Source organism: Wenxinia saemankumensis, from assembly GCF_900141735.1.
GTDB lineage: Bacteria > Pseudomonadota > Alphaproteobacteria > Rhodobacterales > Rhodobacteraceae > Wenxinia > Wenxinia saemankumensis.
This window is the reverse complement of record NZ_FQYO01000002.1, coordinates 694,111-708,923: the sequence shown is the minus strand read 5'-3', so window position 1 is coordinate 708,923 and position 14,813 is coordinate 694,111. Positions and strand designations below refer to the sequence as shown.

Here is a 14,813-nt window from a genome sequence, read left to right as displayed (position 1 = left end):
GGCTGGAAATCCCGCCGGGCCGGGCATAGGTTCGGCCCCGACGGCGAAAGCCGACCTCATATCCCGCAGGAGTCCCCGACATGGCCGACACCACCGCCCCCGCCGCCGATCGCATCGCCGAGACCGTGAAGGCGAACGACGTCGTCCTCTACATGAAGGGCACCAAGGCGATGCCGCAATGCGGCTTCTCCTCCCGCGTGGCGGGCGTGCTGAACTTCATGGGCGTGGACTATACCGACGTGAACGTTCTCGCCGATGCCGACATCCGGCAGGGGATCAAGGATTATTCCGACTGGCCGACGATCCCCCAGCTCTACGTCAAGGGCGAATTCGTGGGCGGCTGCGACATCGTCACCGAGATGACCCTGTCGGGCGAGCTGGATCAGCTCTTCGCCGACAAGGGGATCGCCTTCGACAAGGACGCGGCGGACAAGATCCGCGAAGCGAACGCCTGAGGCGCCGCGCGTCCGGGCGGGTCAGCCCGCCCGGCACTCCGCCAGCAGCGTGACCTCCTCGCCGGTCTCGCCGTCGGACCAGAGGAGCATCGCCTCCTCCGTCCCCCGCGTCCACCAGACGTAATGCGAGCCGTCCGAGGGCCAGCCGTAGCGCACGCCCGAGGCCGCCTGCTCCGCCTCCAGCGCGTACATGCCGCCCTCGACACCGATCACGGCCGCGGCCGGCTCGGCATCGGGGACGTAGACCACCGGCACCTCGACCCCGCGCTCGCAGACATAGCGCATCGTCCGAAGCTCGGCCGCGGCGACGCCGGGGGCCAGCAGCGCCGCAAGCAGGGCTGCCCCCCTCACGCGGCGCCCCCCCGCGCATCCTCGAGCGCGCCGGCCACCGCCTCGGCCTCGTCGGCGAGGGCGGCCATCGCCTCCTCCAGCCCCGCGGGCATCACCTCGACCTCGATCCGTTCCGGCTCGGGATCCGGGCGCGCCTCCAGCTCGTCGATCCTGGCCTGCAGCGCGGCCATCCGGTCGGACGCCTCGCGCAGCTGGTCGTCCACCCCCGCCGTGCGGTCGGCGAGCATCAGCCCCGCCATCAACAGCATCCGCGCCTCGGGGACGCGGCCGGTCTGGGCCAGCAGCACCTGCGCCTCGGTGTCCAGCATCGCGGCGGCGGCGCGCAGATAGGGCTCCTCGCCGTCCTGGCAGGCCACCTCGAAGGTGCGGCCACCGATCTCCACGTCGACATGCGGCATCATTCCGCCTCCTCGGATTCGGGTTCCGCCGCGAGGACGGGACGCAGCGCCTCGGCGATCTCGATCATCTCGGCGCGGTCGGCGTCGCGCTGCGCCTTCAGCGCCTCCAGCTCGGCGATCACCGCGCGGTTGACCAGGGCCTCGTCCGGCAATTCGTCCGCCAGCGCCGCGCGCAACTGCTCGGTCACGTCCGACAGGTCGGCCGCAGACTGGCGCAGCGCCGTCAGCTCGGCATCGAGCCGCACCGTGCGGGCGCGCTCGGCCGCGAGCTGGTCCTCGAGCCTGGTCAGCCGGCCCTTCTCCCGGGATTTCAGCGCCTTCACCCTCTCCTCAAGCTGCGCGTTCGCGATCCGCTCGTCCTCGAGCGCGGCGGCGAGCTCGGCGCGGCTGGGGCCGCCCGTCTCCTCCGCCGCGCGGGCCCGCGCCTCTGCCTCGAGGGCGGCGGCGAGGTCGCGGATTCGCCCCAGCGCGGCCGTCAGGCGATGCTGCGACTCGTCGATCTGGCTCATGTGCTGCCTTTCTGCCCCCGCGCGGCGCCCCGGACCTGCGCGCGAATCGTCATTGTTGCGGCGACGATAGAAAACCGGCGCCCCCGGCGCAAACGCCGCCGGCGGGGCGCTGCCACCGCCCGGCCGCCTTGCAACGCGTTGGCCCGGTGGGTAAGCCGCTGCGGACCCCTACTGGTTCTCATGGCGAGGAGAGACGGCCCATGGACATCACCGCCCTGCGCGAGGCCCATCCCGAGCACTGGAAGACCGCTGCCGCGATCCGCGCGCTGGCGCTCGATGCCGTGGCCGCCGCCAAGTCCGGCCATTCCGGCATGCCGATGGGCATGGCCGATGTCGCGACGGTCCTCTTCGGCAAGCACCTGAAATTCGCGCCGAAACAGCCGCACTGGCCCGACCGCGACCGGTTCATCCTGTCGAACGGCCACGGCTCGATGCTGCTCTACTCGGTGCTGCACCTGACGGGCTACGAGCAGGCCTCGCTCGAGGAGCTGAAGAACTTCCGCCAGTGGGGCTACCGCACCGCCGGCCATCCCGAATACGAGGAGATGGAGGGGGTCGAGGCCACGACCGGCCCGCTCGGCCAGGGCATCTCGATGTCCGTCGGCTTCGCCATCGCCGAAGAGCATCTGCGCGCCCGCTTCGGGCCCAAGGTCATGGATCACCGCACCTGGGTCTTCGCCGGCGACGGCTGCCTGATGGAGGGCGTCAGCCACGAGGCCTGCGCGCTGGCGGGGATGCAGCAGCTCGGCCACCTGACGGTGTTCTTCGACGACAACCGGATCACCATCGACGGCACGACCGACCTCGCCGACAAGACGAACCAGATCGAACGGTTCGAGGCCTATGGCTGGCACACCCAGTCGATCGACGGCCACGATCCCGAGGCGATCGATGCTGCGATCGAAGCCGCCAAGGCCGACCCGCGCCCGTCCTTCATCGCCTGCAGGACGCATATCGCCCTTGGCCACAAGGCGCAGGACACCGCCAAAGGGCACGGCGCGCTGACGGACATGGAGCAGCTGCAGGCCGCCAAGGACGCCTATGGCTGGACCGGCGGCCCGTTCGAGGTGCCGGACGACGTCAAGAAGACCTGGGAGGGTTTCGGCGAGCGCGGCACGCAGGCGCATGCCGAATGGCACGAGCGTCTGCAGGCCCTCAGCGACAGCCGCCGCAAGGAGGTCGAGCGCATCTTCCACGGCGAGCCGCCCAAGGCGCTGGCCGGCCGGATCCGCGCGCTCAAGAAGCAGGCCGTGGAAGCGGGCCACGAGGTGGCGACGCGCAAGTCCTCGGAGATGGTGCTCGAGGTCGTGAACCCGGCCATGAAGGAGACGATCGGCGGCTCGGCCGACCTGACCGGCTCGAACAACACGCTCACCTCCGATCTCGGCGTGTTCGACCCGTCGAACCGCAAGGGCCGCTACATCCATTACGGCGTGCGCGAGCACGGCATGGCCGCGGCGATGAACGGCATGGCGCTGCACGGGGGCGTGCGCCCCTATGGCGGCACCTTCATGTGCTTCACCGACTACGCGCGCGGCGCGATGCGGCTGTCCTCGCTGATGGGGGTGCCGGTCGTCTACGTGATGACCCATGACAGCATCGGCCTCGGCGAGGACGGCCCGACCCATCAGCCGATCGAGCACATGGCGATGCTGCGCGCGACGCCCGGCCTGCTGACCTTCCGCCCCGCCGACACCGTCGAGACGGCGGAGGCGTGGGAGATCGCGCTGAACCAGAAGAGCACGCCTTCGGTCCTGGCGCTGTCGCGGCAGAACCTGCCGCCGGTCCGCAAGACCCACAGCAACAAGAACCTCGTCGCGCAGGGCGCCTACGTGCTGGTCGATACCGACCGCAAGCGCGAAGTCATCCTGATGGCCTCGGGCTCGGAAGTCGCGGTCGCGCTGGCGGCGCGCGACATCCTCGAGGGCGCGGGCATCGGCACCCGCGTCGTCTCGGTCCCGTCGATGGAGCTGTTCCGCCAGCAGGAGGAGCGCTATCGCAAGCGCGTCCTGCCCTCTGGGCCGGTGCGCATCGCGATCGAGGCCGGCGTGCGCCAGCCCTGGGACTGGCTGCTTCTCGGCGAGCGCGGCCGAGAGGCCAAGGCCGGCTTCGTCGGGATGGACCGCTTCGGCGCCTCCGCCCCGGCCGAGGTGCTCTACGAGAAATTCGGGATCACCGGCGAGGCGGCCGCCGCCAAGGCCCGCGAATTGCTGGGCTGAGCGGACACGTACCGACCGAACGGAAACGGCCGGCCCACCGGGGCCGGCCGTTCTCGTGTCGACCGCGCAAGGCGAGCGATCAGCCCTCCAGCACGTCGCGCCAGGAATGCTTCGGCTGGAAGCCCAGCATCCGCTTGGCTTTCTCGTTCGAGTAGAAGGTCTCGGTCTCGCCCATCTCCTTGCGGACCTCGACCCCCTTGTAGAACCGCTCGATCACCTCCGAGGCGGGAATGTTCACGCTCATGTCGTCGTTGCTGACGTTGAACACCTCGTAACCCAGCCCGTCCGTCCTGAGGCAGCAATCGATCATGTGGCCGAGGTCGCGCGCGTCGATATAGGCGAAGATGTTGCGCCGGCGCAGCGAGGGATCCTCCATGAAAGCGGGGAAATTCTTCGCGTATTCATCGGGTTCGATGACGTTGTTGATCCGCAGCCCGTAGATGTCGGCGCCCGTGCGCGCCTGGAAGGACCGGCCCGTCACCTCGTTGCAGACCTTGGACATGGCGTAGCTGTCATGGGGCACCGTCGGATGATCCTCGTCGACGGGCACGTAATCGGGCGTCACTTCGCCCTGCGCGAAGCACACGCCGTAGGTCGTCTCGGAACTGGCGAAGACGATCTTGCGGATCCCGAGGGACAGGGCCGCCTCCATCACGTTGTAGGTGGAGAGGGTGTTGATCCGGTAGCATTCCTGATCGGGCGTGATCAGGATCGCCGGGATCGCCGCGAGGTGCACGACCGCGTCGTAGCCGGGATAGTCGTCGCCATCGAGCTCGTCGTAGCCCGCCCGCATCTGCAGCGCCGAGGCGACCTGTCCCCCATCGGTCAGGTCGATGCGGATGTTGTGGACGCCCTCCATCTCGAGCGGCTTGAGATCCGCGTTGGTGATCCTGTGGCCCTGCTCGATCAGGTAGCGGGCGACATGCCGCCCCGCCTTGCCGGCCCCGCCCGTCAGAAAGATGCGCATGGTCTGTCTCCTCCCCGTTGTCGTCCTGAAGTCGTCGCGCCCTCGATGTGGCCCGGCGGGCGGGGCTGTCCAGCCCCCGCAGGCGCCGGCGGGGCCGCCCGGGCGAGGCCCCATGCCCCGCCCGACCCGCTTGCCCCCGGCCGCACCACGCTAGGTTGCAGCCGGACCGACAGGAGGAGCCAGATGACCCGCCGCCCGACCATCCGCCCCACCCGCCCCGCGGCGCGCGCCGCGCTGGCCGCGGCCCTCGCCGCGACGCCGGTCCTCGCCCAGGACACCTCCTCCCCGCAGGAGGTGCGGCGCCCCAACCCGATCGACCTCGTCCGGCCCGACGCGCCGGAGCTCGCCCATCCCGGGCCCTATGCCGTGGGCGTCACGACGATGGACTTCGTGCGCAGCGGCGTGCCGGACGTGCGGCGCGCGACCGCGACATCCCAGCCGACCTACGACCGGCCCCTGACGGTCGAGGTCTGGTATCCAGCCGCCGACGGCACCACGGGCGGCGGCACCTACGAGACGGTCCTGCGCGACGGCGAGACGCCGGTCACGCTCTCCGGCAGCGCGGTGCGCGAGGCCGCGCCGATGGGCGGCGAGACGTTCCCCCTCGTCATCGTCAGCCACGGCTATCCGGGCAACCGCTTCCTGATGTCGCCGCTGGCCGAGACGCTCGCCTCCCGGGGCTACGTCGTCGCCTCGATCGACCATACCGACAGCACCTATTCCGACCAGGGCGCCTTCGGCTCCACGCTGCTGAACCGCCCGCGGGACCAGCTCTTCGTGCTGGACGCGATGGCGGGTCTCTCGGACGGGATCGGCGAGATCACCGACGGCGATACCGCCGCCGTCGTCGGCTACTCGATGGGCGGCTACGGCGCGCTGATCTTCGCCGGGGCCGGAGTGACCGAGGCGAGCACCACGTTCGACTACGCGCCGCCGGGCGGCCTGCTCGCCGCCAACCAGGCAGGGACCGAGGCACGGGCCGAGCTCGACGATCCGCGACTGAAGGCGGCCGTCGCCTTCGCCCCCTGGGGCAACAATGCCGGCTTCTTCGATGCGGAGGGGCTGGCCGGAATCGACATCCCGCTCCTGCTGATCGCCGGCAGCGCCGACGACGTCTCGGGCTACGAGGCGATCCGCGGCATCTTCGATTCCACGACGGGGACGGACCGCGCGCTGCTCACCTTCGAGAACGCCAACCACAATGCCGGCGCCCCGATGCCCGCCCCGGCCGAGAGCTGGGCCTGGTCCGAGACGCTCGGCTGGCCCCCGTTCGAGCATTACGCCGACCCGGTCTGGGACAGCGTGCGGATGAACAACATCGCGGCGCATTTCGTCAGCGCCTTCCTCGACCGCGAGCTGAAGGGGGCCGAGACGGACCTCTATCTCGACCTCGTCCCGGTCGCCGCGGACGGCGTGTGGTCGGTGACCGAGGACGGGCTCAGGACCGGGGCGCATACCTACTGGCTGGGCTTCCCCGAGCGCACGGCGGCAGGCCTGCGCTTCGAGACGCGGGCGGCGGGCGAATAGACCCGGATGACGGCCGGGGAGGCGTCGGCCCCTTCGGCCGGCCAGCCCCTAGCCCCGCCGCGTCCCGCGAAGCGCGGGCGCGGCCAGCGCCGCGCTGCGGATCCGCGCGGGCGGCGCATCCTCCGGCACGTCGAGCAGCGCGCGGATCCGCGCAAGATCGCCGCCCGAACGGGGATCGGACAGGGCCTGTGCCAGCCCGGCGAGCGAGGCGACCGAATTGCCGGCCCGCAGATGCGTCACGTGCGGCAGGATCTGCAGCACGCCCCTGGCCTTCGGCGTGAAACCGTCCCAGCGCAGCAGCGGGTTCAGCCAGATCACCGACCGGGCCGAGAGGCGCAGCCGCTCCATCTCGCGACCGAGCGATTCGCCCGGATCGCGGTCGAGCCCGTCGGTGATCAGGAGCACGACCGCCCCCTGCCCCAGCACCCGGCGCGACCAGTCCCGGTTGAAGGCGCGCAGCGCCCCCGCGATGCGGGTGCCGCCGGACCAGTCCTGCGCCTCGGCCCCCGCGGCGGCGAGCGCGGCGTCCACGTCGCGGGCGGCCATGTGCCGGGTGATGTTGGTCAGGCGCGTGCCGAAGGTGAAGGCATGGACCCGTCCCCAGGCCTGCCCGCCCTCCCGCGGGGGCCGGTTCGCGATCGAGTGGATGAAATGCAGCACCGCGCGGCTGTAGGCCGACATCGACCCCGATATGTCGCAGAGCACGACGAGGTTCGGGTGCCGCGTGCCGGGTGCGCGCGTGGCAAGCGACAGGGTCTCGCCCCCGGTGCGCAGCGAGGCGCGCAGCGTCCGGCGGGCATCGACGTGCCGGCCCGCCCCGGGCGACCGGCGGCGGGTCCGCATGGGGGGCACCGGCAGCTCGATCCGCGCGAGCAGGCGCCGCGCCTCGGCCATCTCGGCGGCGGACATCTGCTCGAAATCGAGGCTGCGGAGCCGTTCCTCCTCGGCCATGGTCCGCGAGGCGTCGACCTCGATCCGCACCTCGTCCTCTTGCGGGCTCTCCTGCGGTTCGGGCGGAGGGCGGTCCTCCAGCAGCGCCTCTGCCGCGCGCCTCTCGGCCGCACGGGCGGGCCGCTCGTCCTGCGTGCCGCGCACGCTGGGCAGCAGCATCGACATCATGTGCTCGAGATAGCGGGGATCGCGCCAGAACAGCCGGAAGACCTGCGCGAAGACGGCCCGGTGCTCGGGCCGGCTGACGAAGAGGGCGTGCAGCGTCCAGTAGAAATCGGTGCGCGAGGTGAAGCCCACCGCCTCCAGCGCGCGGATCGCCTCGGCGGTTCGACCGGGCCCGATCGGAAGGCCGGCCTTGCGCAGGGCGCGGGCGAACCAGACGACGTTCTCGGCCAGTCGGCCGTCTTCGGGGATGTCGAGGGGCGGCAGGGTCTCCATGCCGCCCCAGGATAGGTCAGTAATTGTATTCGGTGAAGATAAGCCGGCCCGGATTGCGGCGCGAGCCGTCGTAGCTGCCGATCCAGATGTCGTAGAGCCCCTGCTGGGGATTGCGGATCGTGATCGCCGGGTTCGTGCCCCGGTAATCGTCGTTGTAGAACCACGTCCCGTCCGGCGCGTTCACCAGCAGGACGGCATCGGCGTAGGATTCCACCGCGATCGTCAGCTGCGAGGAAGTGCCGTTCCAGTACAGGTCGAAATCCGGGCGGGTGGTGACGAAGCCGGCCCAGTTCTGGCCGAGACATCCGGTCAGCGTGTTGGTCCCGCCGGCGGTGATGTTGCGGACATAGGGATCGGGCTGGAAGCCGGCGCTGAGCTGGATCTGCCCGAAATAGGGCGCGCCCCGCCAGTCGGGGCAGGCGGCCGCCGGCGCGGCGAGGGCTGCCGCGACCCCGGCGGCGGCGATCAAGGTCTTGAGGAACATACGAAGTCTCTCCCGTTCTGCGCGGCCCTTCCCCGGCCGCGATCGCTGTGGCGGAGCCGGCAAGGGACCGGGGTTCCGCATGGGAAAGACGCTAGCACGTATCAGGTCACGATTAGGAGAGGGGAAATCCGATCCCGGACCGCGAATGTTGCGCCCCGTCCGGTCTGCTGCCGCCCTTCCCGCGGGCGGGCGGGCGGAAGCCGGTCAGCCGTTGCCCGCGCGGACCCGCGCCTCTTCCAGCACCCGGGCCGCCGCCTCCCCCTCGATCCGCTGGATGTCGTCCTGGTATTTCAGGATCGCGCCGAGCGTGTCCGAGATCACCTCGGGCGACAGCGCGACGACGTCGAGCGCCAGCAGGCACTTCGCCCAGTCGATCGTCTCGGCGACTCCGGGGCGCTTGAACAGGTCCTCCGTCCGGAGCTGCTGCACGAAGGCCACGACCTCGCGGCTGAGCGTTTCGGCCGCTTCCGGCACGCGGGCGCGCAGGATCGCCATCTCGCGGTCGAAGGCGGGGTAATCGACCCAGTGATAAATGCAGCGGCGCTTCAGCGCGTCGTGCACCTCGCGCGTGCGGTTCGAGGTCAGCACGACGATCGGCGGCTCGGGCGCCCGGATCGTGCCGAGCTCGGGGATCGTCACCTGGAAATCGGACAGCGCCTCGAGGAGGAAGGCCTCGAACGGCTCGTCGGTCCGGTCCACCTCGTCGATCAGCAGGACCGGCGCGCCGCCCGGCTGCGGGCGCATGGCCGCCAGCAGGGGGCGTTCGATGAGGAACTCCTCCGAGAAGAGGTCCGACCGCGCGGCGCCGCCCCGGCCCTCGGCCGCGCGGATCTCGACCATCTGGGCGGCGAAGTTCCACTCGGCCACCGCCTCGGCGGCGCCCAGCCCCTCGTAGCATTGCAGCCGGATCAGCCGCCGGCCCAGCGCGGCGGCGAGCGCCTTGGCGATCTCGGTCTTGCCGGTGCCCGCCTCGCCCTCGAGGAAGAGCGGCCTGCCCAGCCGCAGCGACAGGAAGGCGACCGTGCCGAGCGCGCGGTCGCAGACGTAATCCTCTGCCGCGAGCAGGCGCTGCACCTCGTCGATGCTTTGGATGTCCATTCGCCGGTCCTCCCTTGCCGATGGAAGGGACAGGCGCCACGCGCGGCGGTCAAGGGGACGAAGGTCGCGCCTTGGGACCGGCGCCCCGATCCGGCCGCTCGGCCCCGGCGGCCGTTCCTTCCCCGCCCGCGGGGGCCGGGGGGCTGCCGGCGCGGCGCCCTTCCGCCGCCATTCCGGGGGGCCTATCTTGCGGGGCGCAACCGGAACAGGGAATCCCGCCATGAAAGACCTCGACGGCCACGGGCCGGACCTCGCCGCCTTCGACTGGGCCGATCCCTTCCGGCTGGAGGACCAGCTGACCGAGGACGAGCGGATGCTGCGCGACGCCGCCCGCGACTTCGCGCAATCGGTGATGCAGCCGCGCGTCACCGCCGCCTACCGCGAGGAGAAGGTCGACCGCGACCTCTTCCCCCTGATGGGCGAGGCCGGCCTTCTCGGTGCGACGATCCCCGAGGAATACGGCGGGCTCGGCCAGGGCTACGTCACCTACGGCCTGATCGCCCGCGAGGTGGAGCGGGTGGACAGCGGCTACCGCTCGAAGATGAGCGTGCAGTCCTCCCTCGTGATGTATCCGATCCATGCCTACGGGTCCGAGACGCAGCGCGCGAAATACCTGCCGAAGCTCTCGACCGGGGAATGGGTCGGCTGCTTCGGCCTGACCGAACCCGATGCCGGGTCCGATCCCGGCGGCATGAAGACCACCGCCCGCCGGACCGCGACCGGCTACGTCCTGAACGGGACGAAGACCTGGATCTCTAACGCGCCGATCGCCGATGTCTTCGTCGTCTGGGCGAAGTCCGACGAGGATGGCGGCAAGGTCCGCGGCTTCGTCCTCGAGAAGGGAACGAAGGGCCTGAGCGCGCCGAAGATCGAGGGCAAGCTCAGCCTTCGCGCCTCGGTCACGGGTCAGATCGTGATGCAGGACGTCGAAGTGGGCGAGGACGCAATCCTGCCACATGTTTCCGGGATGAAGGGCCCCTTCGGCTGCCTCAACCGGGCCCGCTACGGCATTTCCTGGGGGGTGATGGGCGCGGCGGAGGCCTGCTGGCACGCTGCCCGACAATACGGGCTCGACCGCAGGCAGTTCGGGCGCCCGCTCGCGCAAACCCAGCTATTTCAACGTAAACTTGCAGACATGCAGACCGAGATCGCCCTTGGGTTGCAAGGATCGCTGGCCGTCGGACGGATGCTCGACGCGGGGACGGCGGCGCCGGAGGCGATCAGTCTCGTAAAACGAAACAATTGCGGCAAAGCGCTGCAGATTGCACGCGAATCGAGGGACATGTTTGGCGGAAATGGGATTGCCGAGGATTTCCAAGTGATCCGGCACATGATTAATCTCGAGACGGTGAACACCTACGAGGGCACCCACGACGTGCACGCGCTGATCCTCGGCCGGGCGCAAACGGGCCTCCAGGCGTTCTTCTGAACCGGCGCTCCCGCGCGGCCGGCCCCGGACCCTCCGGCCCGGGGTCTCCCGGGGCCGCGCGAGAGGAGGGCGGGAATGCTCGACGACGGCCTCGGCGGGACTGCGGCACGGCTCGACGCCGATCTCGGCGGGCTGACGCCCGAAGCCTGGCGCGACCGGATCGACGCGCTCGGCGAGGAACACGGTTATTTCCTGCCCGTCGGCGCGGACCATTCGGCGCTGTTCGTCGATGCGGGGCGCACGCTTCTCGTTACCTTCGAGACGGTGGAGGAGGCAATGGCCCGCCCCCGCGGCCGCCCGGTCGGGCTCGACCTCGCGGCGTCGGAGGGCTGGTCGGTCCTCACGCTGCTGGCCGAGGGCGAGACCTGGTTCCGCAGCCCGGCCGTGACCGCCTTCTTCGACCGACAGGTCGATGACGGTTTCTTCGAGGATTTCGACCGGGTCCTGTTCTTCGGGCACCATATGGGCGCCTACGGGGCGGCCGCCTATTCCGTCTGCGCGCCGGGCTGCAACGTGCTGCTGCTGCGCCCGGTGGCCAGCCTCGACCCCGCGGTCGCGTCCTGGGACCGACGGGCGATGGGGGCGCGGCGGCTCGACTTCGCCTCGCGCTACGGTTTCGGCCCCGACATGACCGACGCCGCCCGCCGGGTCTGGACGGTGAGCGATCCGCTCCACCCGCTGGACGCGATGCATGCCGCGCTCTTCCGCCGGCCCCAGACGATCGGCCTGCGCGCCCCGATGGCGGGCACGCGGCTGCTGCCGATGCTGGAACAGACCGGCACGCTGATGCCGCTGCTCCGCGCCGCAGCGCGGGGAAGCCTGACCCCTGCGGATTGGGGCCGGCTCTGGAGGGCTCGGCGCGAAACGCTGACCTTCCCGCGGCTGGTGCTGAAACGCGCCGAGGCGGCCGGGCGCCCCGCCCTCGTGGCGCGAACCTGCCGCTTCGGCCTGACGACGCGGGACGCGCCGCTCTATGCCGCGCGGGCGCGGGCCCTGGGCGTCGATCTCGCCCCGCCCCGTGCCGGCGCGTCGGCGGCCCGGCCCGAACCGGCCTGAGGCCCCACCGGACCGCCCGCGACCGCCCTATTTCGTCATCGGCGCGATGGCGACCGGCGCGGTCTCGTTGAGCGTGTCGCCGTCGAACTGGTTCGATCGCAGGATCGCCGTGCCGAGGGCCGGCAGGTAGTCGTAGACGAGGCTCAGCCCGCCCTCGTCGCCCCAATCGTAGCGGATCCGCGCCTCGACCGTCTCGTAGTCGCAGCCCGACAGCGTGGTCGGCGGCGCCTCTGCGAATTCGACGCTCGTCGTCTCTTCCCTTCGGGTGCCGTCCTCGAAGGCGTTCACCGTCCGGCCGGTCCAGCTCGCCCCCGGCACGGGTTCGGGAAGGCGCGCGGGGTCGACCGGAAACTCGATGTCCAGACGCGAGTCCGGGATCGGCGCACCGGACGGATCGATCGACCATTCGGAGGTGAAGTAGACTCCCCGGTTGGCGCGGAACTCGATCGGGTCGCTGCCGTCGGCGAAGCGCTCGATCACCTCGATCGAGCCGTCGCCGAGACGGCGATGCGAGGTCACGTCCCCGCCCTCGAATTCCACCTCGATCCCGCGCGCGAGATCCGCTGCGGTGTAGCACTGGGCGGCGGCCCATCCCGGGGCCAGCGCGACGAGGCCGGTCAGCGCGGCGGCTCTGGCGAATGTCATGAACGGATTCCCTCCTCCTGTCGACCTGCCGCGATCCTGCCCGGCGAGGCCGGGTTTCCGCAAGGACAGGTTTCCCCCCGGCGCCCCCGGCCTCGCCCGACTGCCACGCGGCGGCGCTTGCCGCTGGCCCTCGGCGCGGCGATGCGGCAATGTCGCGCCATGCCCCAACGCCCCGACACGACGCGCCTGACGCTCCGCCGCCCCGACGACTGGCACCTGCACCTGCGCGACGGCGCGGTGCTGCGGGCCGTCCTGCCCGAGACCGCCCGTCACTTCGCCCGGGCCATCGTCATGCCGAACCTCGTGCCCCCCGTGGTGACGGGGGCCGAGGCCGCCGCCTATCGCGACCGGATCCTCGCGGCCCTTCCGGAAGGGGCGCGGTTCACGCCGCTGATGACGCTCTACCTCACCGAGGAGACCGATCCGGACGACGTCGCCCGCGCCCATGCGGAGGGGATCGCGACGGCGGTCAAGCTCTACCCCGCCGGCGCGACCACCAATTCCGCCTCCGGGGTGCGGGATTTCGACAGGGTGCGCCCGGTGCTGGAGCGGATGGCCGAGATCGGCATGCCGCTCTGCGTCCACGGCGAGGTGACGGACCCGTCCGTCGACATCTTCGACCGCGAGGCGGTCTTCATCGACAAGGTGCTGAAGCCGCTGCGAAAGAAGGTGCCGGACCTCAGGATCGTGATGGAGCACGTCACCACCTCGGACGCGGTCGACTATGTCCGCGACACGCCGCGCAACCTCGCCGCGACGATCACCACCCATCACCTCGTCATCAACCGGAACGCGATCCTCGCGGGCGGCATCCGGCCGCACAATTACTGCCTGCCGGTGGCCAAGCGCGAGAAGCACCGCGTCGCGCTGGTCCAGGCCGCGGTCTCGGGGGACAGGCGCTTCTTCCTCGGCACCGACAGCGCGCCCCATGTCGACGCCCGCAAGCTCGAGCCCTGCGGTTGCGCCGGGATCTTCACCGCCACCAACACGATGTCGATCCTGGCCGAGGTCTTCGACGCGGCGGGCGCGCTGCGCCAGCTCGAGGCTTTCGCGTCCCTGAACGGGCCGCAATACTACCGCCTTCCCCCGAACGAGGAACGCATCACGCTCGAGAAGGGCGGGCCCGTCGATCATCCCGCGCGGATCGAGAGCGGGGACGGGCCGATCACCGTCTTCGATCCAGGATTCAGGCTGCACTGGCGGGTGGTCTGACCGCCCGGCGGGTCGCCCGGCCCCGCCCCCCGGGGCGCTGCCCCGGACCCCGCGGTATTTGATCCCCTGCGAAGGGGGCGGCGCGGCGCCCCTTCCCCGGCGGGGGGCGGGTCCGGGATGGGGGCCGGAAGGGCCGGGGCCGGGCGCGCGGCCTTCCCCTCCGGCAGGGATTGCGGCATGGCTCGCGCGATGTCCCGACAGGAGCCCGCCATGATCCCCTCCGCCTTTCCGCCCGCCGACGAGATCGCGCGCCTCACCGCCCGGATGCTGCTGGAGGTGGGGGCGGTGTCCTTCAACGCCGAGCAGCCCTTCACCCATGCCAGCGGGAAGAAGGCGCCGACCTATGTCGATTGCCGGCGGCTGATCTCGTATCCCCGGATCCGCTCGGTGCTGATGGATTTCCTCTGCGTGACGGTGATGCGCGGCGCGGGGGTCGAGGCCTTCGACAACGTCGCGGGCGGGGAGACGGCCGGGATCCCCTTCGCCGCCTTCGTGGCCGAGCGCATGGCGCTCCCGATGAGCTACGTGCGCAAGAAGCCCAAGGGCTACGGGCGCAATGCCCGGATCGAGGGCGCGATGTCCGAGGGGCAGCGGGTGCTGCTGGTCGAGGACCTGACGACCGATGGCGGCTCGAAACTGTCCTTCGTGCAGGCGATCCGCGAGACCGGGGCCAGCTGCGCCCATACGGCGGTGATCTTCTATTACGGGATCCACGAGGGCGTGGAGGACAGCCTGGGCGCCGAGGGCGTCACGCTCCATTCCCTCTGCACCTGGTGGGACGTGCTGGCCGCGGCGCGCGAGACCGGCGCCTTCGACGCGGCGACTCTGGACGAGGTCGACCGCTTCCTGCGCGCGCCGTCGGAGTGGCGGCCGAAAGGCGCGTGACCCGCCCTCGCCTGCAGAAGCGCGGGGCGCCCCCCGCGCGCCGCTGACGCCACGGCAGGCGACTTGTCGCCGATCGGCGGCGAAGTCCCTGTCCCTGCGGGAGGATCGGCGGCGCGGCCGGGATTGCCCCCGACTTATCCCCCGATCCTTCCCCGCCGGCGGCTTTGCGCGGCGGGCGGCGAGCGGCTA

At 71.1% G+C, this 14,813-nt stretch carries 15 protein-coding genes; 7 read left to right on the top strand and 8 right to left on the bottom strand.

The features are described 5' to 3' along the window. The first annotated feature begins 80 nt into the window (after window positions 1–80). Complete coding sequence (grxD, locus tag BUE30_RS07200) at window positions 81–455, top strand: Grx4 family monothiol glutaredoxin (RefSeq protein ID WP_073327495.1); 375 nt, start codon at window positions 81–83, stop codon at window positions 453–455. Window positions 456–476: 21 nt separating this feature from the next. On the opposite strand, the gene BUE30_RS07195 is transcribed toward grxD, so the two are convergent. The 3 genes from BUE30_RS07195 to BUE30_RS07185 are packed head-to-tail and all read right to left on the bottom strand — an operon-like array spanning window position 477 to window position 1,713. Continuing rightward, window positions 477–806: an MliC family protein gene (locus BUE30_RS07195; RefSeq protein ID WP_083601210.1), complete on the bottom strand. Its 330-nt coding sequence runs from the start codon at window positions 804–806 to the stop codon at window positions 477–479. Then, window positions 803–1,204, bottom strand: a complete 402-nt coding sequence (locus BUE30_RS07190) for a cell division protein ZapA (RefSeq protein ID WP_073327825.1) — start codon at window positions 1,202–1,204, stop codon at window positions 803–805. Before BUE30_RS07190 ends, BUE30_RS07195 begins: the two co-directional genes overlap by 4 nt. Further along, window positions 1,204–1,713: a hypothetical protein gene (locus BUE30_RS07185; protein ID WP_073327493.1), complete on the bottom strand. Its 510-nt coding sequence runs from the start codon at window positions 1,711–1,713 to the stop codon at window positions 1,204–1,206. The genes BUE30_RS07190 and BUE30_RS07185 overlap by 1 nt, the downstream gene beginning before the upstream one ends. Window positions 1,714–1,913: 200 nt before the next feature. Between BUE30_RS07185 and tkt the strand changes: the two genes are divergently transcribed. After that, window positions 1,914–3,932: a transketolase gene (gene tkt, locus BUE30_RS07180; RefSeq protein WP_073327491.1), complete on the top strand. Its 2,019-nt coding sequence runs from the start codon at window positions 1,914–1,916 to the stop codon at window positions 3,930–3,932. A 79-nt stretch (window positions 3,933–4,011) separates the two neighbouring features. Here the strand turns inward: tkt and BUE30_RS07175 are convergent, their stop codons facing one another. After that, on the bottom strand, window positions 4,012–4,899 hold the full coding sequence (locus tag BUE30_RS07175; RefSeq protein WP_073327489.1) for an NAD-dependent epimerase/dehydratase family protein: 888 nt from the start codon (window positions 4,897–4,899) through the stop codon (window positions 4,012–4,014). Window positions 4,900–5,082: 183 nt separating this feature from the next. On the opposite strand from BUE30_RS07175, the gene BUE30_RS07170 reads away from it, so the two are divergent. Continuing rightward, window positions 5,083–6,426: an alpha/beta hydrolase family protein gene (locus tag BUE30_RS07170; protein WP_073327488.1), complete on the top strand. Its 1,344-nt coding sequence runs from the start codon at window positions 5,083–5,085 to the stop codon at window positions 6,424–6,426. 48 nt (window positions 6,427–6,474) lie between these two features. On the opposite strand, the gene BUE30_RS07165 is transcribed toward BUE30_RS07170, so the two are convergent. The 3 genes from BUE30_RS07165 to BUE30_RS07155 all read right to left on the bottom strand — a co-directional run bounded on the left by BUE30_RS07165 (window position 6,475) and on the right by BUE30_RS07155 (window position 9,397). Further along, on the bottom strand, window positions 6,475–7,815 hold the full coding sequence (locus BUE30_RS07165) for a vWA domain-containing protein (protein WP_083601209.1): 1,341 nt from the start codon (window positions 7,813–7,815) through the stop codon (window positions 6,475–6,477). Window positions 7,816–7,831: 16 nt separating this feature from the next. Next, a complete protein-coding gene (locus BUE30_RS07160; RefSeq protein WP_073327486.1) occupies window positions 7,832–8,299 on the bottom strand; it encodes a peptidase S1 in 468 nt (155 codons plus the stop codon). 204 nt (window positions 8,300–8,503) lie between these two features. Beyond that, the gene (locus BUE30_RS07155; RefSeq protein ID WP_073327483.1) at window positions 8,504–9,397 is read right to left on the bottom strand and encodes an AAA family ATPase; all 894 of its coding nucleotides are present in this window, start codon (window positions 9,395–9,397) and stop codon (window positions 8,504–8,506) included. Between the two features lie 220 nt (window positions 9,398–9,617). On the opposite strand from BUE30_RS07155, the gene BUE30_RS07150 reads away from it, so the two are divergent. Further along, complete coding sequence (locus BUE30_RS07150; protein ID WP_073327480.1) at window positions 9,618–10,826, top strand: acyl-CoA dehydrogenase; 1,209 nt, start codon at window positions 9,618–9,620, stop codon at window positions 10,824–10,826. A 75-nt stretch (window positions 10,827–10,901) separates the two neighbouring features. Further along, window positions 10,902–11,882, top strand: a complete 981-nt coding sequence (locus BUE30_RS07145; RefSeq protein ID WP_073327477.1) for a hypothetical protein — start codon at window positions 10,902–10,904, stop codon at window positions 11,880–11,882. 27 nt (window positions 11,883–11,909) lie between these two features. Here the strand turns inward: BUE30_RS07145 and BUE30_RS07140 are convergent, their stop codons facing one another. Beyond that, on the bottom strand, window positions 11,910–12,527 hold the full coding sequence (locus BUE30_RS07140) for a hypothetical protein (protein WP_073327474.1): 618 nt from the start codon (window positions 12,525–12,527) through the stop codon (window positions 11,910–11,912). A 159-nt stretch (window positions 12,528–12,686) separates the two neighbouring features. Between BUE30_RS07140 and pyrC the strand changes: the two genes are divergently transcribed. Next, entirely contained in the window at window positions 12,687–13,739 is a 1,053-nt protein-coding gene (pyrC, locus tag BUE30_RS07135) for a dihydroorotase (RefSeq protein ID WP_073327822.1), read from the top strand. A gap of 210 nt (window positions 13,740–13,949) precedes the next feature. Further along, on the top strand, window positions 13,950–14,624 hold the full coding sequence (locus BUE30_RS07130; protein ID WP_073327471.1) for an orotate phosphoribosyltransferase: 675 nt from the start codon (window positions 13,950–13,952) through the stop codon (window positions 14,622–14,624). The last annotated feature ends 189 nt before the right edge of the window (window positions 14,625–14,813 follow it).

Coding starts and splice junctions, on each gene's coding strand:
- grxD (WP_073327495.1), top strand. CDS start 81: ATGGCCGACACCACCGCCCCCGCCGCCGATCGCATCGCCGAGACCGTG.
- BUE30_RS07190 (WP_073327825.1), bottom strand. CDS start 1,204: ATGCCGCATGTCGACGTGGAGATCGGTGGCCGCACCTTCGAGGTGGCC.
- BUE30_RS07185 (WP_073327493.1), bottom strand. CDS start 1,713: ATGAGCCAGATCGACGAGTCGCAGCATCGCCTGACGGCCGCGCTGGGG.
- tkt (WP_073327491.1), top strand. CDS start 1,914: ATGGACATCACCGCCCTGCGCGAGGCCCATCCCGAGCACTGGAAGACC.
- BUE30_RS07175 (WP_073327489.1), bottom strand. CDS start 4,899: ATGCGCATCTTTCTGACGGGCGGGGCCGGCAAGGCGGGGCGGCATGTC.
- BUE30_RS07170 (WP_073327488.1), top strand. CDS start 5,083: ATGACCCGCCGCCCGACCATCCGCCCCACCCGCCCCGCGGCGCGCGCC.
- BUE30_RS07165 (WP_083601209.1), bottom strand. CDS start 7,815: ATGGAGACCCTGCCGCCCCTCGACATCCCCGAAGACGGCCGACTGGCC.
- BUE30_RS07160 (WP_073327486.1), bottom strand. CDS start 8,299: ATGTTCCTCAAGACCTTGATCGCCGCCGCCGGGGTCGCGGCAGCCCTC.
- BUE30_RS07155 (WP_073327483.1), bottom strand. CDS start 9,397: ATGGACATCCAAAGCATCGACGAGGTGCAGCGCCTGCTCGCGGCAGAG.
- BUE30_RS07150 (WP_073327480.1), top strand. CDS start 9,618: ATGAAAGACCTCGACGGCCACGGGCCGGACCTCGCCGCCTTCGACTGG.
- BUE30_RS07145 (WP_073327477.1), top strand. CDS start 10,902: ATGCTCGACGACGGCCTCGGCGGGACTGCGGCACGGCTCGACGCCGAT.
- BUE30_RS07140 (WP_073327474.1), bottom strand. CDS start 12,527: ATGACATTCGCCAGAGCCGCCGCGCTGACCGGCCTCGTCGCGCTGGCC.
- pyrC (WP_073327822.1), top strand. CDS start 12,687: ATGCCCCAACGCCCCGACACGACGCGCCTGACGCTCCGCCGCCCCGAC.
- BUE30_RS07130 (WP_073327471.1), top strand. CDS start 13,950: ATGATCCCCTCCGCCTTTCCGCCCGCCGACGAGATCGCGCGCCTCACC.